Source organism: Paenibacillus sp. UNC451MF, from assembly GCF_000686845.1.
Taxonomy (GTDB): domain Bacteria; phylum Bacillota; class Bacilli; order Paenibacillales; family NBRC-103111; genus Paenibacillus_S.
Window position 1 is genome coordinate 88,010 of sequence record NZ_JMLS01000017.1, and the last position, 21,712, is coordinate 109,721.

The following is a 21,712-nucleotide window of genomic DNA, read 5'->3' on the forward strand; positions in this document are numbered from 1 at the left end:
ATGAGAAGGGGGTGAGACTATGGCTCAATTGAATGGGAAAGTCATTCTGGTGACAGGTGCTCTAGGGAAGCTAGGTTTATCTGCCTTTAACCTGTTCTTAGAGAGAGGTGCCCGGGTGGTAGCTACAGACCTGGCCTCTCCTGAAGAGGCGAGCCTGAAGCTTGAACATACTGCTGCCTCTGCGTATAAGACGGAATGGATGTATGTGAGATCGGATGCGCGCGATGAAGAGCAAGTCACCTCGGTTCTCGAATGCATCAAGCAGCGTTGGGGGCGCTTGGACGGTCTTTACCACAACGCCTATACACAAATTTCCAAACCAGCCATGGAGCTTACCTCAGTGGAGTGGAATGCAGTGCTGTCAGGTACCTTAACCAGTACGTTTCTGGTGAATAAATATGCACTCCCACTAATGATTGAATCTGGAGGAGGCGTTATTTTAAATACTTCATCGGTCTTGAGTCAAAAGGTGAAACCGGCTTGTCTGGCTTATGGCGCCGCCAAAGCAGGGGTCAACCAGATGACCCGAGTCCTCGCTGCCGATTATGCTAATAGTGGAATTCGAGCGAATGTTTTGCTGCCTGGGGACATCAAGACAGAGGAGGCCCTGCGTCAACTCCCCCCAGCCTTCAAGCAAGCTGTCGCTGCCCAAACACCGTTGGGCCGTTCAGGTACTCCTGAGGAAGTTTCTGAGCTGGCTGCCTTTCTGCTATCTGATGCGTCATCTTATATCACCGGTGCATTGATAACCATTGATGGGGGATTTACGTTATGAACGATTATCTATTTCATCATGGAACACGAGAGTCGTTAAAGGAGCAGGCCCAGGAAGGGTATGCTGTAATTATTCCCTTGGGGGCGACCGAACAGCATGGACCGCATCTCCCTGTGTACACGGACACTATGATAGGCGAACATATTGCCCTTGAGGCATGCAGGAAGGCTGCCAGCTCCATGAAGCTGCTCATGACTCCCATCCTTCCGGTAGGCTGTTCGCAGCATCATTTGGCTTTTGGCGGTACTTTGTCGTTCTCCTCCTCAACGTATCTTCTTATATTAAAAGAACTTGGTGAAAGCCTCATAGCCGGAGGCTTCCGTAAAATGATTTTTCTGAATGCGCATGGAGGCAATGAGGCTTTGATGCACCAAGCAGCTCAAGATCTTGCCGTTCAGCATAACATCTGGACTGCTTCTGCTTCGTATTGGAGCTTGTCTCGAGAAGCGCTCAACGAGCTGAATGCTCAAGAGATGGGGATGGTTCCGGGTCATGCCGGGGGGTTCGAAGCCTCGTTGGTTGCTTCCTTGGCCCCGCAATTAATCCAGGGTGGGAAGGACTCGATAGCTGGATCTAAGCATCTCCAACGTTCATGGATACATGGAGGGCCACCTGGTTCTTATGTCGGTAAACACCGCGAATTGACTGGGTTGGATGGTTACACGGATTCCATCCAACCCATGGACGGAGCCAAAGGAGCATCCTATTTGGAAGTTATCATTGATGCAACAGTCCATTGGCTTTTGCAAGTAGATCAATGGATGAATGAAGGGGCGAAGCCAACCGCATGAACATTCGAGCGGAACGGAAAAAATTGGCTGCCATCGTTACGGAATACCGTCCTGATTCCCATGCGGATGTCATCCTCGGAAGGCTGTTGAGTCAATTCGGATATGAGCCGCAGATTGATGTCGTTGCGCTGTACCTGGACCAGGAGCCTCCTAACGATCTGGGTAGGGAGGCGGCCAGAATCAACGGAATCCCTATCTATGCATCGATTGGAGAAGCGATTGCCGCACCTCATGTCGAGCTTCCTGTGGATGGCGTTCTTCTGATCGGTGAGCATGGTGACTATCCATGGAACGAGAAGCGGCAGAAGCTGTATCCGCGCCGTCGCTTTTTTGAGGAAACCTTCCGTGCCTTGGATCATTTAGGGCTTGCTGTTCCGATATTCAATGACAAACATCTGTCTTATCGGATTGAAGATACGGAATGGATTTATAGGGAGATTACGCGAAGAGGTCTTCCCTTTCTCGGAGGTTCGTCTATTCCACATACACCACAGGTACCAAGCTACCCATCCAAGCGATTGAAGAAGGCTAAGGAAATTTTCGTCATAAGCTGGCTTGGCATTGAGTCTTACGGATTCCATGGAATGGAAGTGATGCAAGCGGCGGCAGAACAAAGAGACGGAGGAGAGACCGGCATTCATTCGGTGCAGGCTCTGGAGGGAAGGTCTGTATGGGCTGCTATGGATCGGGGAGAGGTCCCCAAGGAACTGATGATTGAAGCATTACGTACGGTAAGTGGATCGCTGCCGGGGCATCCGAGGGATCATGTAGATGTTCCCGTATTATTCATCATCGAGTACTGCGATGGTATGAGAGGATATGTTCTTCAACTGCAACGCTTTGTAAAGGAATGGGCTCTTGCCTTTCGGGGAGCTGATGGGGAGATCACAGCAGCTCGCTGTGAAAGTGGATGGGAGCGTCCTTACAGCCACTTCGAGAAGCTTACGAAACAGATTGAGCAGATGATCCTGACCGGCCATTCTTCTGTACCTGCCGAACGTACATTCGTCACATCAGCCTTGATCAACCTGGGTATGGAATCGCTTCATACAGGTAAAAAATTGCTCGCATCTCAGCTTCGATCCATCCGATATTCCCCTGTGGAAGTCTTCGGTGTGAATCCTATTAAATGATACAAAACATAACCAAGGGGGAGATCCCAGATGAGCACTTTATCCAACTTATATTATTACAAGCCCAAACAGCAGCTCTCCGATCCACCTCAACGTATTGATGCAGACTTGTGCATTTATGGCGGTACCCCAGCGGGTGTGGCAGCAGCTGTCCAAGCAACCCGCATGGGTCTTAAAGCGGTTATTGCTGAATTCGGACAGCATATTGGAGGTATGACCTCAAGCGGCCTAGGACGAACGGATGTTGGGGATATGACCGCCATCGGTGGCATTTCCAGCGAGTTGTATGAGGCACTTGGCCGGCATTATGGCAGCGACGAGCCGGACGGTCGAACATGGGCTTTAGAGCCTGGAGTAGCTGAGAGAATCTTGATGGAATGGCTGGAGCAAGCGAAGGTGGAGGTTCGCTTTGAGCAGCACTTGGACTCCGTAGAGATGAAATCCGGTCGCATTAAACAGATAACAATGGAAGATGGCACTACTTATTCCGCTCCCATGTTTATCGACGCCTCATATGAAGGGGATTTGCTGGCTAGGGCCGGTGTATCGTACCATGTGGGCCGGGAATCCAATACCGTGTACAAAGAAACCTTGAACGGTATCCATTTTGGCCATCCAAAGCATAACTTCATGGCTTGGGTGGATCCCTACGTCGTCGAAGGCAAAATCGATAGTGGTCTGCTGCCTGGAATAACACAGGACGCACCGGGAGTACAAGGGCAGGGGGACGATTGCGTGCAGGCGTACAATTTCCGGATTTGTTTGAGCAGCAACCCGGAGAATCAGCTTCCTTTTCCTGAGCCTCCTAGCTATAACAGCGATGAATTCGCCTTGCTGGCTAGATACATTCATAGCGGCGTCTGGGATGCCTTGAAGCTCAATAAGGTCATGCCGAATCACAAGAGCGATTTGAATAACTGGGGTGGAGTTTCTACAGATTATATCGGACGAAATTATGCATGGCCCGAGGCGAGTTACCGGGTTCGTGAGAAGCTCTTCCAAGAACATGTTCACTATAATATGGGCATGCTGTATTTCCTGGCGAATGATGACAGCATTCCCTCATCCATCAGAGCGGAGGTTAGGGCATGGGGCTTGCCTGCCGACGAATTTCAAGCTACCGGCGGGTGGCCTCACCAGCTCTATATTCGCGAGGCAAGACGCATGATCTCAGATGTTGTAATGACAGAGCATCATTGTCGTCATTATTCCACTGTAGAGGATTCCGTTGGGTTAGCTGCCTATACAATGGACTCCCACAATTGCAGACGATTAGTGCTAGACGGTCGTTGCATCAATGAGGGTAACGTGGAAATAAGTCCGAAGGGTCCTTATCCGATCTCCTATCGAGCGATCATTCCCAAAGGAGAGGAATGTACGAACCTTGTCGTACCGGTATGTCTGTCTTCCTCCCATATTGCTTATGGCTCTATTCGGATGGAGCCTGTGTTCATGATTCTAGGTCAATCTGCGGCCACAGCGGCGGCGCTGGCATTACAGCATCAATGTACTTTACAAGAGTTGGATTATGGCTTGCTGCGCAACCAGCTGCTGGCGGATCGTCAAATTCTGCAAGCTGAGATGTAAGTATTTTGATTTTCAAATTGTACTTAAAGGGAGGTCACGCTCATGAGCTCAAAGGCAACGGCAATTGGACTAATTGCAGCCCTATCTCTTATGGTCACTGCCTGTTCATCCAACAAGTCTACAGATGCCCCAACGAGTGGGAAACCAGTCGGAGAGGGGATGGCGGCTTCGCCCAAAGAAGTCACTGTTAAAATTGGTCTGCCAGGAGGATACGATATCACTAGCAAGAAAATCATCACCAATTTTCAAGCTAAGTATCCCCATATTAAGCTGGACATCGAGGAAACGCCGTGGGGCGATTTTGTTACCAAAATCGTGACGCGTATTGCGGGCAATAATGCTCCTGATCTCTGGCTGCAAGAAAATGCCGTTGTGCTCGGGTACGGCAAACGTGGCGTTGCGGAAAATCTGGAGCCCTTTATTAAGCGGGATCTGAAGACAGACGAGTATGTAAGTGCCCTGACCTCTGCCAAGCTGGATGGCAAAATTTATGGCATTCCCCACGGCATTAATCCCGGTGCGCTTGCCTTTAATAAACAGATTTTTAAAGATAACAATGTGCCTTTGCCAACAGATGATTGGACCTACAACGATATGATTGAGGCGGCCAAGAAGCTGACGAAGGATACAAATGGGGATGGAAAGCCCGATATCTTCGGCTTTCAGACCGGCAACAATATAACACTCGGCTGGCTGCCTTGGATGAGGGCTTACGGTGGTTCTTCCCTTGATACGACATTGACGAAATCGAATTTTACCGATCCTAAATCGATCCAAGGATTGACCGCATGGGCCGATACGATCAACAAGCTGAAGATCAGCCCTACTCGGGAAGCCGCGAACACCGGCAAATTTTTTGAGAACGGGAAAGCGGCGATGACCTTCTTTCAATATGCAACCCAGGTTTCGCTAAATAAAAATAAGCCGGACCTGGATTGGGATACGGTAAAAATACCAAAAGGGATGGACGGCAAGCGTTTTGTTCCGATGGTGGTGAATCAATGGGTAATGTACTCAAAGTCGAAGCCTGAAGTGAAAGAGGCGGCATGGACGTTTCTCAAATACTATTTAAGCGATGAGGGACAGAATTTGCTCTCCGAAAGTGGAACTAGCTTGCCTGTGAAGAAAACGGCTCTTGCGGAACTTGAGAAATCCACGACCAAGCCACTGAACAAGAAGGCTTACACCAAAGGCATTGAAGAAGCGGGCGGCACCTTGGATGAGAACCCCTCCTGGAACGAATGGAGAGCCGCAGCCGGTCCAATTCTAAATGACATTATGGACGGCAAGCGGACGCCAGAAGATGGGGCCAAAGAAATTCAGCAAAAGGTTCAGCAAGTGCTTGATGACAATAAATAAATAGAATGGACATGGAAAAGGGGTGCTCGGATGCGCAAACAAGGCTTGTGGGGCTTCGCCTTCACGTTACCTTTTGTCCTGCAGCTGCTAATATTCTTCCTGTTCCCCTTCGTATTTTCCCTTTACCTGACATTTACGAAGTGGGATTTATTCAATCCACCGCAATGGGTTGGCCTGCGAAACTGGGACCAGCTGCTGCATCAGAAAGTGTTCTGGCTCTCGCTTCGCAATGTCGGCTTTTTTGCGGTACTGTTTGTACCGCTTCAGACCATCGTCGCGCTATTCCTTGCGTACTTACTTAATCAACAGCTTAGGGGCAAATCGCTGTTTCGGCTTGTTTTTTTCCTGCCGGTTATCACCCCTTGGGTAGCAGGAGGCATGATCTGGCTGTGGATATATAACAACGAATACGGATTGTTGAATTGGATCTTGTACTCCATGGGAATCCAACCGGTCGATTGGATCCGCAGCGGAAACTGGTGGCTCGTCATTGGTTCCATCGCTATAGTTAACATCTGGAAGGGAGCCGGGTATTCCATGGTGCTGATTTTGGCGGGCATGCAAAATATATCCAAAGAAATGCTGGAAGCAGCACGTATGGATGGAGCCAACGGTTGGGCGCTGTTTACCAAAATTACCGTTCCAATCGTTTCTCCCATGGTGTATATGGTCATGATCTTGTCTACCATTTCCGCATTCCATGCTTTTGATGTGTTCCTAGTCATGCTAGGTGATGTCATTTCCGTCGCGGACCGAAATATGGTGCCGAATATCCTCATCTATAGGGATTCTTTCCTCAACTTCAAGATGGGCAGTGCATCGGCCATGGCTTGGGGGCTGTTCTTAATCATTCTGATCATCACCATTTTCCAGAAGGTGACTGAGAAAAGGTGGGTGCATTATGAGTAAAAGCCATACGGGTCTAAAATTGGCTGCCTATCTCATCTTAGGCATTGGATCGATCCTCATGCTGATCCCATTTCTGTATATGCTTTCGACTTCCTTGACAGCGCCCGGGTCCGAATTGACACTGCCTCCCAAGCTAATGCCCGATCCGGTTGTTTGGAACAACTACCGGCAGGTATGGATCGAAGTCAACTTCCTGCAGTACACCATGAACAGTATTTTTATTACTTTAATGGATCTGATAGGAACGGTTGCTTCCTGTGCCATTGTTGCGTACGGACTAGCTTTTTTTGAATTCCGAGGGCGGAACTTAATCTTTCTAGCGATGCTCGGTACGATGATGCTGCCATCTCAGATTACGATGATTCCAACCTATTTTATTTGGAAATCCGTCGGTGCGCTGGACACTTACTATCCGCTTATTCTGAGAAGCTTTCTGGGAGGAGCCTTCGGAATTTTCCTACTTCATCAGTTTTTCAAGACACTGCCTAAGGAGCTGTATGACGCCGCATGGGTTGATGGGGCCAATCCTTGGAAAATTTTCTACACCATTTACTTGCCTCTGGCTAAGCCAGCCTTGTCGGCATTAGCGGTGTTTACATTCATCAGTGCCTGGAATAATACGTTAGAACCTCTTATTTACTTGCAGGATAAGCACATGTTTACTCTTCCTCTCGGTTTGCTCTTTCTGAAAAATGAAGTGCAAAATCGGATGACACTTATTATGGCTGGTGCAGTCATAACCATCATCCCCGTTCTTTTTGTTTTTCTGTTCGCTCAAAAGTATTTCGTACAAGGGATTGCTTCGACAGGTTTGAAAGGCTAGCTTATGTCTCACTTGTAACACGCCCACAAACTATAGTTGGAAAAGGAGAAATGACCTATGTCCCAACCGTCCAAAAACTCTAATGAATTTAAAGAGGCATCGGCTACGACAGACTCATCTGAAGTTAGGGAACAGGTATTGGAGAGACCAGCGTTAATGAGCCGAAGAAAGCTGTTGGCTGCGATAGGTTTGGGAGGTATTGCTGCGGTTTCAACAGGGTTATGGAAAGGGGCGGGGCTGCATGCAGTATCCGCTCAAAGTACGTCCGTTACCCAGTCCGTATACGGTATGGAGCAAAAAAACCGCAAGAAAGAATTGCTTGAACTGCTGGATATGGATTTTTGTCTAGCTGTGAAGCTGGAGGATCTTAGGGCTGAAACGGAGCCGGACCCTCAAATGGTTTATTACGTAACCAATGAGCTTCAGGAAGGATTCTTTCGCTATGATCCTTATGACGGATCTACGCCTGACAACACCGGAACCGTACTCGCGTCGACCAATGGGAAGCGGTTTAAACGTATTTTCGGGGATACGATCCTTGCTACCTGGTTCGGAACCAAGGGGGATGGGGTGACCAATGATACACAGGCATTGCAAGCAGCCTTGAATGCGGCTGCAGGCCATAAGCTGTTCATTCCTAAGCATAGGTCTGGATTCTACCTGACAGGGCAGCTCTTCATTCCCGGCCAAATAGCCATTGAATTGGAGCCAGGGACAATCATTCAGGCAATAGACACGTTAAGTCGTGTCAGTCCTGTATATGAGAGGCTGATCCGGATCAAGACGGTTAAAGATGTATACATAAATGGCAATGGATCCACCTTGCGCATGAACAAATCGGCGTATACTTCCGGTGAACAGGCCCATATCTTTGATATCAGCGGCTCGGAGAATGTAGTGATCGAGAATATTAATGCTAATGACAGCGGCGGCGATGGATTTTATGTCGGGTATTTTGAATCGACAGTTGGTTCTTGCCGTAATATCGTGCTTCGCAATTGCAGAGCGGATAACAATCGAAGGCAGGGGCTATCGGTTATATCCGTGGATGGTCTCATCGTAGAAAACTGCCGCTTCTCCAATACGAAGGGGACGGCTCCCCAGAGCGGCGTGGACATAGAACCTAATGGACAGCTCGATTTGTTGAAAAATATTCGTTTCACCAACTGCGTGGCAGATGGAAATACAGGTCGAGGCTTCCTTGTCACTTTGCTGAAACCTACCGCTACCAGTGAGCCTATTGATATTGTATTTAATGGCTGTAAAACGAATGGCAATTCTTTCGGATTTTCCATGAACTATGGAGGAGATGGAGCGAAAGCCGTTCAAGGAGAGATTAAATTAATCGACTGCTTGGCCCAAAATGAGCAGTATGCAGGATTTTCGGATTTGTCCTTTTCTGCGGACAGTGCCAAACGCTTGTATATCCGATGCAAGGCGATCAATTGTAACACGGTGAATCAACCGGACGACGCATATGGATACGGTTCCTCGTTCATTATGACTACTGTACCGGCACAAACAAGAAGCGTCATCGGGAATGCCGTTTACATGGATTGTGAGTCCGTCGATTCACGTACACAGCCTCTCATCAAGCGAGGATTTAGTCTTAAAAGAAATAAGACGGAGCTTATACGAAACGTAGCCATAGTCAATTGTGCAGTCAAGGGAGGAAGCCAAAGCCTGTATTCCATTGATCCGATAACTGAGGAGCTGCATGTCCAAAAGCTTCTACTGCCAGTGAAAGCGTACGCGACATCAGACACGCTCACGTTGGATACCGTTGGTTTCAAAATAACCAATAGTGGTGCGACTAACGAAGTGATTTTAGCGCTTCCGACAGCTAAAGCTTCCATCACCTATACATTCTATGTGGAGGCAGCCTATCGGTTCAGTCTGGCGACACAGGCAGGACAATCCATCTGGACACCTATAGGGGCAAAGCCCGTCATCGGTAACGCGTTCCAAGGATGTTCCATTGTTCTATCCGGTCGAGCAGACGGTCATTGGGAGATCAGAAGTATGGTAGGTGATTGGCTGCAATAGGCAAGATATGCCACATGTAGATTGGGAATAATGTATAAAAAGGCTAACCTAATGGTACTGGTTAGCCTTTTTGCGTTTGAAATATAAAGGAGTTAACTAACATTTTCATGTGTTTACATATTATTCAATGGATTTGTACAAAATATGGATACTACAAACCAGAGAAGAGGCTGTCCAAAATTGACAAGTATCGGGTTGCTTTGTGTTACCATATTGACTTTAATGCTCCTGACATTTCTCGATATGAAGGTATATCATGAGTCTCTTGGTTCTGCATTAACAAGGCTGAGTCTTGGAGCTAATGATAACGCGGCAAATTATTTATTTATTGCAGGAGCTTTATTACTAGCACTAATATGGGATTTTCGTGGCAGGAAACAATCTCAAAAACATAAGAAAAAGGCGGCAAACGGCAAAGGGAAGTTGATATGACAAGTAAATTAACCTCAATGCAAACGTATTCGCTGATGCTTATTTGTTTGTTAGGTACAGCTATCATTTTCGGGACTCCGAAAGTAGTTCCTGATGTATGGTTGGTTGAACTCCTCTCGATTCTACCGGCGATCCCCTTGTTTCTTATGTATTCGATATTGTTCTCAATCCAAGCAAAAAACGGTTTTTTAGGTCTCTTAGTAATGGCTTGGGGCAAGTATCTTGGTAACGCTTTTGCGATTTGCTACGCTGTTTATTTCCTTTACATTGCTGCCCGCAACGTTAGAGATATGGTGGAACTAGTGATGACAGCACTGCTGCGAGTAACGCCTACTCAAATCGTTGTTCTGTTATTTGTCATATTAATTGCTTATACAGCTTATGGTGGTATAAAAACACTAGGGCGCCTTTCTGAAATTATCGTAGTATTAGTAGTTTTATTATTCATAATACTAAGCTTACTTTTGGCAATGAGTGGGTCACTTGTTCCAGAACGCGTGCTTCCTTTTTTATCCAAAGGTTTTGGACCCATAGTAAAAGAATGCTTTATTGCCACCCTGTGGTTTCCTTATGGAGAACTGATAGTATTCCTCATGTTAAACCCTGGTACGGGCAGTCCAGTCATATTTAAAAAGATGGGATTGGCTGCAATTGTAACGGCAGGGACTATTCTAACCCTTTCTGATTTATTTCAGGTTTTGTCACTTGGTATGGAAATTCAGAAGTTTTCCGCGTTCCCTTTGTTGGATGCGGCCCGACTTATTAAGGTCGGTGATTTCATCTCACGAATGGATGCTCTTGTATCTATGATCACTATCTTGAGTGTACTTATGAAATGCTCCGTTTTTTTATACGCGAGTGTCAAGGGTGTTTCTTATGTATTTCGAAATGTTAGTCTTAACTACATTTATCCTTTTGGATTATTAATTGGGGCTCTATCATTGATGGTTTCACATAACTTTGCTGAACATGGTAAAGAAGGGCTCACTTACGTTATTTTTATGCTGCATATTCCTCTCCAATTTATCATTCCTTTATTGACGGGAATTGTTATTTGGGTTCGTGCTAAGCGGAAGGGGAGCCTCCTTTATGGGAAACGATAAAAGTACAAAGACTGAAGACAATACCCTGCATGTACAATCGAAAAAGCTAGTTCAATCGTATTTGCATCAAGTATTTGGTGACACTGAAGATCTTATCATCGTCACTATTTGGATAGGGCGATCAGAAGGGCTTCTTTGTTATCTAAACACAATGACAAGCAACGACTTTATGATGGAAAACATCATAAAACCCATAACGGTCTCTGATGTGGATTGGGATGATAATCCTTCTGAGTTACTAGGAGTATTACGATATAAGTATTTCGGCGGGCTAACAAGCGAGATTATCTGTTTGAATGATCTTCCCAATAAACTTATTGCTGGATATGCCGCAGTTTTTATTAATAACATACAGGAGATCTTAATTCTTGATGCCAAGAAATTGGATGAAAGATCGGTGGAAGAACCGACCACACAGACTGTGGTTAGAGGTCCGAAGGAAGGCTTTAATGAATCTGCACAAACGAATATGAGTTTAATCCGCAGAAGGCTTCTGAACGAAAAGCTCCGCTTTGAAAAACATACAGTGGGGACTCAATCGGGGACTTCCGTCTACCTTGCCTATATCGAAGGGGGTATAGACTTCGAGGTACTTCAAAAGGTTAGAGCCCGTTTGAATAAAAGCAAAACGCCCAGTCTGTTTGATTCTGGAAGCTTGGAGGAAATCCTTAGACCGAGAACCTTGGCACTATTTCCAACTGCCTACAGCAGTGAGCGGCCAGATGCCATCTGTGCACTAATCTTAGAGAACCGAATGGCTATTATTGTGAACGGCAGTCCATTCGTACTGGCGGTTCCGGCTGTAATGAACGATTTCTTCAAATCTCCGGAAGATCACTATCAATGGTTCGCTTTTGGTACTTTCTCACGTCTTCTGAGATACATCTCTTTTCTCTTTTCTATGTTTATTCCTTCTCTTTACGTAGCGGTGAGCACCTTTCACCAAGAATTGATTCCGACTGTTCTTTTGACAAGCATTGCTGCACAAAGAGAGGGGATTCCATTTCCTGCGGTTATTGAAATCGTAATTATGGAAATAACCTTTGAAATTTTAAGGGAAGCGGGCACTCGAATGCCTCGTGTTGTGGGGCAAGCTATATCGATTGTCGGAGCTTTAGTGTTGGGACAAGCTGCCGTAGAAGCAGGGATTATTTCAAATATTTTGGTTATTGTCGTCGCATTAACTGCAATCTCGGGCTTCGTAGCCCCAGTGTATACTTTTGGTGCAAATGTTAGGCTTTTGAGATTTGGCGTTATTATGTTGGCATCGTTGTTTGGATTGTACGGTGTCATTCTCTTCGCTTGCTTCTTGCTAATTCATCTAGTGAAAATGGAGTCCTTCGGTTATCCATATTTATCACCGTTCGCCCCATTTATCAAGAGTGGACATAAAGACGCACTTTTCCGGTGGCCCTTATCCGTTCCTGACGGACAAGGGAGTAAAGAAGATAAGGGAGGAAGGACATGAATAACGCTTGCAGACTTCTTCTTATGTTTTTACTTATCTCTTTAGTTACTATCTTAGCAGGCTGTTGGGATCTTGTTGAGCTTAATAAAACGACGCTTGTTACAGGAGTCGCACTTGAACCTGGTCAAAATGGAAAGATACGATTAACCGTCGAAACGTTAAATGCCAGTGAAGCGACTCAGAAAGGTGGGAAAGGTACGAGTCCCAGCGTCGTACAATCGATTGAAGGAAATACAACGGCAGAAGCTATTTCACAATTAAACCAATCTATAGACCGAACGATGCTTGTTTCACATATAGGTATCATTGTTTTCGATGAAAGATTGGCTCGAATGGGACTAAGAAAACACTTGGATCCCCTCCAGCGTTCCAGGTACATTAGAGAGGATGTTATTATTTTAGTTGCTCACGATGCACCAGCAGCGAACATATTAAGGGTTCTTTATCCTCGTGGTGAATATTCAAGTTTGAAGATCCGTGAACAAGTGAGGAGCTATGAAAAAGGCTGGGGGGGGATAGCCGATAGCCGATTATTTGACATGACTCAAGCTCTTCTGATTGATGGAAGGGAACCCCTTATTGGAACTGTAACATTAAAAGGAGACTTAAAAAAAAGCTCCGATACAGAAAGTATTAAATCATTGGCACCTAAGGCATTGGTCGAATTGTCAGGAATGGCCGTATTTCACGATGATAAACTTATTGGATTTCTGACTCCAGAGGAAGGCCGAATGATTATTATGGCAAGAGATGAGTTGCATGGCACCACACTATCAGTTCCATTAGAAGAAAAGGGCAAGTATGCTGGGATACGCTTGCTTCGACTCAAATCTAAGTTCCAAGTAACAATGGTTAAAGGCAAGCCCAACATAGCATTGACTTTACAAGGTCAAGGAATAATTTACAGTATTGATAAGAAAGAGAATTTGGATGAGGTAGCAGGATATCAACATTTGGAAGGTTTGACCTCCAACTACGTTCAACAACAAATATCCAAGACCATTCAAAAAGTTCAGTATAAGTATGGAGTGGACGTGTTTGGATTCGGTGAAAACCTGTACAGAAGACATTATAAGCAATACCAACAGGTTGCTTCAGAATGGAATGAACTATTTGCTAAAGCACCCGTTAAAGTAGAGGCTAAAATTAGCTTGCTTCGTTCGGAGCTGAAGACGGAGCAGATTAACAAAGAAGAAATTGGACCATAAAAATCAGACGATCTAGAAAATAAGTCCAAATTGGTTCTCACACGTTGTTTACGAGCTTCTTCAGGTACATTCAAAAAAAGGCGCCATTTATGTATGGAAAGAGTATAATAAATTGGCAGAAGTAAGCACTAGAAGATTGCCTTGGTGTTGATATAGTAAGTAGATAGAAAGAAGGAGATACGATGTCAGAGAATAAAGCAATGGTAGAAACGGGATGGAATTTCGACAACAGTTACGCTCGTCTGCCGGAAACCATGTTTACTAAGCTCAACCCAACTCCTGTAAGCTCACCAAATTTAATCATTCTCAATGGCCCATTGGCAGCCTATCTGGGGTTGAATGTCCAAGCACTGCAAAGCAATGCTGGCTTAGCAGTGCTAGCAGGCAACCAGATCCCTGAAGGTGCGTTGCCTCTTGCTCAAGCTTATGCAGGTCATCAATTTGGGCATTTTACCATATTAGGGGACGGAAGGGCTCTGCTGCTTGGCGAACATATCACTCCCTCAGGTGAGCGGGTTGATATTCAATTCAAGGGATCAGGTAGAACGCCATACTCTCGCGGAGGCGATGGACGAGCGGCAATTGGACCGATGCTGCGTGAATACATCATCAGTGAAGCCATGTATGGGCTAGGTATTCCAACCACCCGCAGCCTAGCCGTGGTGTCAACCGGTGAGTCTATAATCCGCGAAACCGAACAACCGGGTGCAATTCTGACCCGCGTGGCTGCAAGTCATATACGCGTAGGTACTTTTCAATACGCAGCAAATAGAGGTACAGAACAAGATCTCCGTGCTTTGGCTGACTACACCTTGCATAGACATTTTCCAGAAGTAGAGGTTGACGAGAACCGATATCTATCCCTACTTCAGGCTGTGATCAAGCGTCAGGCTGCGCTGATTGCCAAATGGCAGCTAGTTGGCTTTATTCACGGTGTAATGAACACCGACAACATGGCAATTAGTGGAGAAACCATAGATTATGGTCCTTGTGCCTTTATGGATGCCTATGATCCAGCTACGGTATTCAGTTCTATTGATGTTCACGGCCGCTATGCCTATGGTAATCAGCCGCAAATTGCCATGTGGAATCTTGCGAGATTTGCTGAAACCCTGCTGCCGCTGCTGCATGTTAACGAAGAGCAGGCTATTAAACTGGCTGAAGATGCCCTTTCAGAGTTTGCCTTGTTGTTTCAACGAAATTGGCTTGGAGGAATGAGGGCAAAACTGGGAATCTTTAATGAAGAGCCACAGGATGAATCCCTAATTGAAGACCTTCTCGGTATGATGCAAAAGCATCATGCAGACTATACCAATACCTTCCTCGCTTTAACTTTTGATAAACCGGAGGATATGGTCTTTTATGGCACGACGGGATTTACTCAGTGGCATGAGCTGTGGTTGGCGAGACTAGGCAGGCAGGATGAATCAAGAGCCTCATCGCATCAATTAATGCAAAGCAGCAATCCCGCATTAATTCCTCGCAATCATCGGGTGGAGGAAGCACTAGAAGCCGCAGTGAAACAAGCAGACTATAGCGTGATGGAGCGCCTTCTTGATGTACTATCAAATCCATATGCGCATTCGCCCGAACAGGCTGATTACTCCGTACTGCCTGCGCAATCTGGCCGTCCTTATCAAACCTATTGCGGTACCTGATATAGAAGCATAGGATCAAAACCACATAATAAGGATTGAAAAAAAAGGCCATGATACTTGGCCTTTTTCTATTATATATGAAACTCATCCAGGTTTTAACAAAAAACTCTCGACTTCTTTATGAATGGAAAGTATCAAAACCAAGACACTTGTGGTTAGGGCTGAACAGAAGCAATTGGAAGAGACAGGTGAAACCCTCCTATTTGACACAAACCTGTGGCACGGAAGCGGATTGAAGGATAAGTCCATTCTGACGTCGCATCGTCAAGCGGCCAAGAACCGGTTCGTCGTATCATTCCTTTATCCAAATACCGAGGAATCGGAGAACTGCGTGAGGTCGAGCCTATCTCCTGCCGCGGCAGGGTTCATCAGAAGTAATCGGAGAAGTAGGGGATCTGACGCTCTATCAGCTTCTCCAACAACTCGATGGTTGCCTGCTGTGCCTGGAAGCGGCCTGCCCGCGCCAAATATGCCGGGCGTTTATAGCCCATCAGCATCGTCGTCAGTGTCTGTATATCGAAGGCTGCCTCCGGATTACCTCCGCCCTCCGTTAATTCCCCACGACCCTTCTCATCCACCTTGAGAGTGAATTTGCCTTGATTCCACTCTAGCATTGGATCGTGAAGCGTGAAGGTCATCTGGCATTCCGTGGTCTGGGGCAGGAACGGATACTGCTTCACGAAGCGGTGAACATCGACGATCCGTGCCATATAGTAAGGAGAGATCGTCTCCTTGATATCGCTGTCTTCCAGTAGAAAGGCGAGAGGCTCTGTCGTATAAACATGGCCTTTGACACGCGTTATCATTGAGAAATGAGCACTGATGAAATTCCACAATCCCGCTCGCGCTTCTCCGTCAATATACACCATAACTTTCATATGAAAGACTTCTTCAGCAATCCAATAGAGCAAGTAGCCCTGCGGCTGCTGATTCTCGTCATAATAGACCGCTACGGTCAGATCATCCAGATCCCAACGCAAATACTCTTCCCATGCCAACTCGCTGCGCAGCATCGAACCATGATGAATCAGGGCGAAGCGGCGGTACACATCGCGAATATCCGGGTGATCGATCGATAGCCTTTCGACATTGCCTGGCACTGTCTTCAGCTTCGGCAGCTGCGTATCCTTCACCTCAAATGAGATTTTGTCGGAAATGATCTCCCATCCTTTACGGCGGTAGAACGGGATCGAATAGGGATATAGATAGGATATCGACTGCTGCCGTTCACGCATATTCGCGAGCGCCTGTCGCATCAGTTGGCTCATCAGGCCAAGATTGGCATATTCCGGGTAGGTTCCGACACCGGTTAAGCCTCCCATGTCATAGATCTCCCCGAAAATGTTAACCTGAAAAGGGTAAACCGCCAACTGGGAAATGAGCTTATCCCCATCGAACCAGCCTAGTACATCAGCCTGCTTCAGTACGGGAAGCTTTGCCTGAGCAATCTCGCGGTTCTCCCAGCCGAAGGTATGCAGATCATGATTCGTCACCTGGAATACATAGCGAAGAAGATCATTGAATTGCTCTCCATGCCGTGGCTCAACCTTCCTCATCTTCAATCTGTCTTGAAGCTTCTGCCGGCTCATCGCTTTCTCCTCCACATCATATCGTTAACGTTATTATGTAGTATATTGAAGCCATTTTATGAGTGAATAAGTGGAAAACTGGGTGGTTCCATAATTTACCGATATTGATAATACGACTTACAATCCGGAGTTTGTTCTTATTGAGGATCCGCGGTAGCAATCGGTTGCCTTATTAATAGTACCAGGCAGAACGAAACAGGCTGAAATTATAGGTCAGAGGGTGGCTTAATTGTGAAAAAAGACGATACCCTGAAGTCAATGACTTTCAGAACATCGTCTTTTTAATTGCTATAGATTTCAGGAGGAGGATTTGCTTCGAGATGTTGAGCTAAGCAGTTGAATTTGCTCATCCAGGACCGCACTTGCTTTGCCTAAAAACTGAGTAATGAACTCTAGCTCTTTATCGGAATAAGAGGAAGCAAGATTCACCATCGCAGTGTGAAGGGGGAGGTACGTATTGCTGACTTCTTCTATATTTTCATACAAAGGGACAATGATTACTTTGCGACGGTCATTAGGGTCATGTTGCCTTCGTACAAAACCGTTTTTTTCAAGCCGGTCAATTAGTGCAGTAATGCTGCCAGTTGCAAGCCCGGTCAGTTTTGACAGCTCCCCGGCAGTAATGGGACCTTTTTCGTGGAGGATATCAACGGAAATATAATCATTATTGTATAGGCCTAATGAGGCTGCAACATTTTGCTGGTATAGTACCGTTCGGGTTCCTAGTCCTCGCATGCGTAAGGTGAAATTTTCCTGAAGCTCTGTTGGTTGATCATGTCGATCGCTTGACAAAAGACAACCCTCCTTTTAAGATATAAATATCTCGATCATCGAGATATTAGATAATCAAGATACTAGATAACAGCATATAAATTAAATTTATTTTAACGAAATCCTATCTAATTTGTAAAGTAGTTCAGTATAACGCTGGATACAAGGGGCTGAACCTTTTAATGATACGATATTGGAGATTAAGGAGGATTATTTTATGAGAGATGCAATCATTATTAAGGGTGCTCGGGAGAATAACCTGAAAAATGTATCGCTTACGATTCCCAAATACAAGCTAGTCGTACTAACAGGTCCGTCGGGATCTGGCAAATCAACGCTGGCGATGGATACACTTCAACGGGAATGTCAGAGACAGTATATGGAATCCATGGGTTTAGCATCGGATTCGGTTAGCAAGCCTAAGGTCGACTCTATTGAAGGACTGTCCCCTTCCATCAGCGTCGGACAACATGTCACTAATCGCAACCCGCGCTCAACAGTAGGGACTGTGACAGACATCTACACGTATGTACGTTTTATCTTTTCCAGACTAGGGGAGAGAGTATGCCCGAGCTGCAGCGGCATCATCCCGCCTTCTTTTGAACCGGCGGGACTATTGGCAGAGGAAGACGAGGACATGGAACGACAGACGATGAGCTGTCCGCATTGCAATACAGAGCTTGAGAAGCTTGGGATGTCACACTTTTCCTTCAACAAGCCGGAAGGAGCTTGCGAAGCGTGCAGTGGGCTTGGTCATGTGGCAAGCATTAATGAAGCAGCTGTCTTCAATCAGGAGCTAAGCTTACGAGATGGGGGAGTTGCTTCTCTGAACGGCGTCCATCGCGATATTCAAATCCGTATTTTAGTGGCGGCAGGTAAACATTACGGGTTTGATCTTGACCCCGATCAACCATTGAAAGAGTACGGTACAGTTCAACGTGATTTGCTGTACTACGGAATAGAGAGTGATGCTTTCAAGAAGCATTTTCCTAATGTGAAACCGGTCCAAGGCACTAAATTTGAAGGTGTCATACCCGGTTTGTGGCGGCGCTATAAGGAGAAGGAGGGGGAATCCGGCGCTCAAGAAAAAGACGGAGGCTTTTTTCATGAACAGCTATGCCCTGAATGTCATGGTTCTCGTCTGAAGAAAGAAATTCGTCTCGTTCGGGTAGCTGAAGCATCCATCTCCGAGGTTTCGGATTGGTCGCTTGGCGAGGTATATGAATGGACGAGAGGGTTGGAAGCTGTGCTTCCGTCTGAAGGACTTCATCTTCTTGAACCGATCCTCCATGATATGCCTACCCGGTTAAAACGGATTATGGATGTCGGGCTTGGTTATCTTTCCTTGAATAGGCAGACAGTGACACTATCCGGCGGCGAAGCACAGCGGCTCCGCTTAGCATCGTTGCTTGGTTCGGGACTGACCGGTGTGCTGTATATATTAGACGAACCGACGACGGGTCTACATCCGCGGGATACAGTTGGCCTTATTCGAGTGCTCCAGGAACTGCGGGATTTAGGCAATACAGTGCTCGTTATCGAGCACGATGTCGAGATGATGCGCGCTGCTGATCATATTATCGATATTGGTCCAGGTGCCGGGTTATATGGGGGGACCGTTGTAGGTGAAGGCAGCCTGGAAAATTTGATGGCAAGTGAACTTTCGGTTACTGGTGCTTATTTGAGAGAAGAGAGTCAATCGACTCCGACACGTATACGCAGAAAGGGGAACGGAAAGCAAATCACGATCCAGGAAGCACATGTGCGCAACATAGATATCCCGATCGTTTCTTTTCCGCTTGGCAGCCTAGTATCCGTTACTGGGGTTTCGGGTTCAGGCAAATCCACGCTTGTATTCGATATCCTTGCGCAAGGAAGTATGAAAAGACAGGAGAAAACGGGATGCAAGGCAATAATGGGCTTGGAGCATGTAGGTAATATCGTGATCTTTGACCAGACACCAATGGGAAGAATCCAGCGTTCGAATGTCGCGACCTATACCGATGTGTTTACACACCTGCGTCAGCTATTTGCTGGACTACCAGGAGCTAAGGAAAGAAAGCTGACCTCCAAGCATTTTTCATTTAATACGCCAGGAGGTCGTTGCGAGACTTGCCAAGGCCTGGGTGTTCTGTCCGTAGATATGAATTTTCTGCCCGATCTAGAGGTGAAGTGCCACGATTGCAAAGGAAGAAGATTTACAGATGAAGTCCTGCAGGTTCAGTATGAAGGCTTCTCCATCTCGGATCTTCTTAATATGTCAGTACAGGAAAGCTTGCCGATTCTCAAATCAGAAGCCAAAATTGCTGGCATAATCACGATGCTGTGCGAGGTCGGGCTTGGCTACCTGAAATGGGGTCAATCGGTCAAAACTTTATCCGGCGGTGAGGGACAGCGGATAAGGTTGGCAAAAGAGCTGAGTAAGCCGTCCAAAAACCATACACTCTATCTGTTGGATGAGCCGACGACGGGTCTGCATCCATCTGATATTAAACAGCTTCAAGTATTGCTTGATAAGCTAGTCGATACGGGAAACACTGTAGTCGTTGTCGAGCATAGTTTGGAACTGATTCGGGAATCCGACTGGGTGATCGATATCGGTCCGGAAGGTGGCTCTGCCGGTGGTAAACTAATAGCCGAAGGTACACCTGAGCAGCTAGCAGAAGTTCCAGCTTCGTATACGGGCAAGTTCTTGAAACGGATTCTGGCCGCGGGGCTCTGATTGCTGAGAAAAGATAGGATCAAGATTGTGTCGTTAGTCTGCTAACGAAACAACCTGATCCTATTTTTATTTATGTAGTGGTGAATCTAAACAGAGAGGATGAACAGAAGATCAGTAATGTTTAATTTTAATGATTCTTAACAGAGCCATTCCAAGGGTACGAATGATATAATTAGATTTCCTATCGAAATGCTACTTGCATTTAAAAAAAGAAATTAATATTTGAAAAATAGTAACCCGGAGGAAAGAAATGTTAAACGAAATTGTTCCATATCAAGAAAAGGATCATGATAGATTGGTGGATATTTGGTATAAAGCTGTGCGTCTAACTCATACTTTTTTGTCGGAGGAGGACATCCAATTTTACCACCATATCGTTCGAACGGAAGCTTTACAAGGTGTGGAGATATGGATGGAAACTAATCAAAGTAATGTTCCGACAGGGTTTATTGGACTTGATGGGACTAAAATAGAGATGTTATTCGTCGACCCTAATTACCACGGACAGGGTGTAGGGACTCGGCTCATTAAACATGCTGAACAAATAAAAGGCAGCTGTCTTCTAGTTGATGTCAACGAGCAAAACAAGGGAGCGACCGCCTTCTACAAACGTTATGGTTTTGTGCAAACAGGACGCTCAGAGCTGGACGGAACAGGGCGCCCCTTTCCTTTACTTCATTTGGAACTTAAAAAGACTAGTAAGGTCGGTCTAAAATATACAATCGGAGGTTAGCTGTATGAATGTTGTGGTTACAGAATATAACGATAAATGGAAACAAATGTTCTTGGATGAATCTAATAAGATCAAAGATATTTTTGTTGATGAGTTAATTGACATTCATCATATTGGAAGCACATCTGTTCCTGGATTAAAAGCTAAACCAATCATTGATATCATGCCAGTTGTAAAAGATATTGAAAACATAGATAGGTTTAATGAGCAAATGGCAGAGCTTGGATACGAATGTATGGGTGAGTTCGGGATGAAAGGAAGAAGATATTTCAGAAAAGGCGGAGATAACAGAACACATCAAGTACATATTTTTCAGGCGGATAACAAGGAAGATGTCCATCGCCATTTGGCTATGAGAGATTACCTCCGAACTCATTTGGAGGAAGCTCGGCAATATGGAAATTTAAAAGAAAGCCTTGCAAAGCAATTCCCGAAGGACATTGAAGCTTATATGAACGGTAAAGATGCATTTGTTAAAGAACTGGAGAAAAGAGCACTTCTCTGGTATATATAAGTAAGTCTTTCTGGATTTGCACCAAATTAATATTTGTTGGTGTGCAGCAGAAAGTTAATATTTTACAAATAATAAGTTAAGTTCATCCATA

18 protein-coding genes are annotated in these 21,712 nt (G+C 45.8%); 16 read left to right on the forward strand and 2 right to left on the reverse strand.

Annotation, left to right across the window (positions count from 1 at the left end):
- Positions 1 to 19 precede the first annotated feature (19 nt).
- The 13 genes from BP97_RS0117525 to BP97_RS0117585 all read left to right on the forward strand — a co-directional run bounded on the left by BP97_RS0117525 (position 20) and on the right by BP97_RS0117585 (position 15,292).
- Positions 20 to 775, forward strand: a complete 756-nt coding sequence (locus tag BP97_RS0117525) for an SDR family NAD(P)-dependent oxidoreductase (protein ID WP_028550254.1) — start codon at positions 20 to 22, stop codon at positions 773 to 775.
- A complete protein-coding gene (locus BP97_RS0117530; RefSeq protein ID WP_028550255.1) occupies positions 772 to 1,566 on the forward strand; it encodes a creatininase family protein in 795 nt (264 codons plus the stop codon). The genes BP97_RS0117525 and BP97_RS0117530 overlap by 4 nt, the downstream gene beginning before the upstream one ends.
- Positions 1,563 to 2,699 carry a hypothetical protein gene (locus tag BP97_RS36725; RefSeq protein WP_051620692.1) on the forward strand — a complete coding sequence of 379 codons (1,137 nt, stop codon included), beginning with the start codon at positions 1,563 to 1,565 and terminating at the stop codon, positions 2,697 to 2,699. The genes BP97_RS0117530 and BP97_RS36725 overlap by 4 nt, the downstream gene beginning before the upstream one ends.
- A 30-nt stretch (positions 2,700 to 2,729) precedes the next feature.
- Positions 2,730 to 4,286 carry an FAD-dependent oxidoreductase gene (locus tag BP97_RS0117540; protein WP_028550256.1) on the forward strand — a complete coding sequence of 519 codons (1,557 nt, stop codon included), beginning with the start codon at positions 2,730 to 2,732 and terminating at the stop codon, positions 4,284 to 4,286.
- Between the two features lie 42 nt (positions 4,287 to 4,328).
- On the forward strand, positions 4,329 to 5,645 hold the full coding sequence (locus BP97_RS0117545) for an ABC transporter substrate-binding protein (protein WP_028550257.1): 1,317 nt from the start codon (positions 4,329 to 4,331) through the stop codon (positions 5,643 to 5,645).
- Between the two features lie 30 nt (positions 5,646 to 5,675).
- Positions 5,676 to 6,554, forward strand: a complete 879-nt coding sequence (locus tag BP97_RS0117550; protein ID WP_028550258.1) for a carbohydrate ABC transporter permease — start codon at positions 5,676 to 5,678, stop codon at positions 6,552 to 6,554.
- Entirely contained in the window at positions 6,547 to 7,377 is an 831-nt protein-coding gene (locus BP97_RS0117555; protein WP_028550259.1) for a carbohydrate ABC transporter permease, read from the forward strand. The genes BP97_RS0117550 and BP97_RS0117555 overlap by 8 nt, the downstream gene beginning before the upstream one ends.
- A gap of 57 nt (positions 7,378 to 7,434) precedes the next feature.
- Positions 7,435 to 9,423 (forward strand): right-handed parallel beta-helix repeat-containing protein, encoded by a 1,989-nt coding sequence (locus BP97_RS38945; RefSeq protein ID WP_028550260.1) that lies wholly within the window; start codon positions 7,435 to 7,437, stop codon positions 9,421 to 9,423.
- 180 nt (positions 9,424 to 9,603) lie between these two features.
- The gene (locus BP97_RS0117565; RefSeq protein ID WP_028550261.1) at positions 9,604 to 9,855 is read left to right on the forward strand and encodes a hypothetical protein; all 252 of its coding nucleotides are present in this window, start codon (positions 9,604 to 9,606) and stop codon (positions 9,853 to 9,855) included.
- Complete coding sequence (locus BP97_RS0117570; protein WP_028550262.1) at positions 9,852 to 10,958, forward strand: GerAB/ArcD/ProY family transporter; 1,107 nt, start codon at positions 9,852 to 9,854, stop codon at positions 10,956 to 10,958. Before BP97_RS0117565 ends, BP97_RS0117570 begins: the two co-directional genes overlap by 4 nt.
- Positions 10,945 to 12,426, forward strand: coding sequence for a spore germination protein (locus BP97_RS36735; RefSeq protein ID WP_064745716.1), 1,482 nt, complete (start codon positions 10,945 to 10,947; stop codon positions 12,424 to 12,426). The genes BP97_RS0117570 and BP97_RS36735 overlap by 14 nt, the downstream gene beginning before the upstream one ends.
- A complete protein-coding gene (locus BP97_RS0117580) occupies positions 12,423 to 13,634 on the forward strand; it encodes a Ger(x)C family spore germination protein (RefSeq protein WP_231506329.1) in 1,212 nt (403 codons plus the stop codon). Before BP97_RS36735 ends, BP97_RS0117580 begins: the two co-directional genes overlap by 4 nt.
- A 182-nt stretch (positions 13,635 to 13,816) precedes the next feature.
- Positions 13,817 to 15,292 carry a protein adenylyltransferase SelO gene (locus BP97_RS0117585; RefSeq protein WP_028550264.1) on the forward strand — a complete coding sequence of 492 codons (1,476 nt, stop codon included), beginning with the start codon at positions 13,817 to 13,819 and terminating at the stop codon, positions 15,290 to 15,292.
- 368 nt (positions 15,293 to 15,660) lie between these two features.
- Here the strand turns inward: BP97_RS0117585 and BP97_RS0117590 are convergent, their stop codons facing one another.
- The gene (locus BP97_RS0117590) at positions 15,661 to 16,881 is read right to left on the reverse strand and encodes a GNAT family N-acetyltransferase (RefSeq protein ID WP_028550265.1); all 1,221 of its coding nucleotides are present in this window, start codon (positions 16,879 to 16,881) and stop codon (positions 15,661 to 15,663) included.
- A 297-nt stretch (positions 16,882 to 17,178) separates the two neighbouring features.
- On the reverse strand, positions 17,179 to 17,673 hold the full coding sequence (locus BP97_RS0117595; RefSeq protein ID WP_028550266.1) for a MarR family winged helix-turn-helix transcriptional regulator: 495 nt from the start codon (positions 17,671 to 17,673) through the stop codon (positions 17,179 to 17,181).
- 196 nt (positions 17,674 to 17,869) lie between these two features.
- On the opposite strand from BP97_RS0117595, the gene uvrA reads away from it, so the two are divergent.
- The 3 genes from uvrA to BP97_RS0117610 all read left to right on the forward strand — a co-directional run bounded on the left by uvrA (position 17,870) and on the right by BP97_RS0117610 (position 21,621).
- On the forward strand, positions 17,870 to 20,374 hold the full coding sequence (uvrA, locus tag BP97_RS0117600; protein WP_028550267.1) for an excinuclease ABC subunit UvrA: 2,505 nt from the start codon (positions 17,870 to 17,872) through the stop codon (positions 20,372 to 20,374).
- Positions 20,375 to 20,624: 250 nt separating this feature from the next.
- On the forward strand, positions 20,625 to 21,107 hold the full coding sequence (locus BP97_RS0117605; protein ID WP_028550268.1) for an acetyltransferase: 483 nt from the start codon (positions 20,625 to 20,627) through the stop codon (positions 21,105 to 21,107).
- A gap of 4 nt (positions 21,108 to 21,111) precedes the next feature.
- A complete protein-coding gene (locus BP97_RS0117610) occupies positions 21,112 to 21,621 on the forward strand; it encodes a GrpB family protein (RefSeq protein WP_028550269.1) in 510 nt (169 codons plus the stop codon).
- The last annotated feature ends 91 nt before the right edge of the window (positions 21,622 to 21,712 follow it).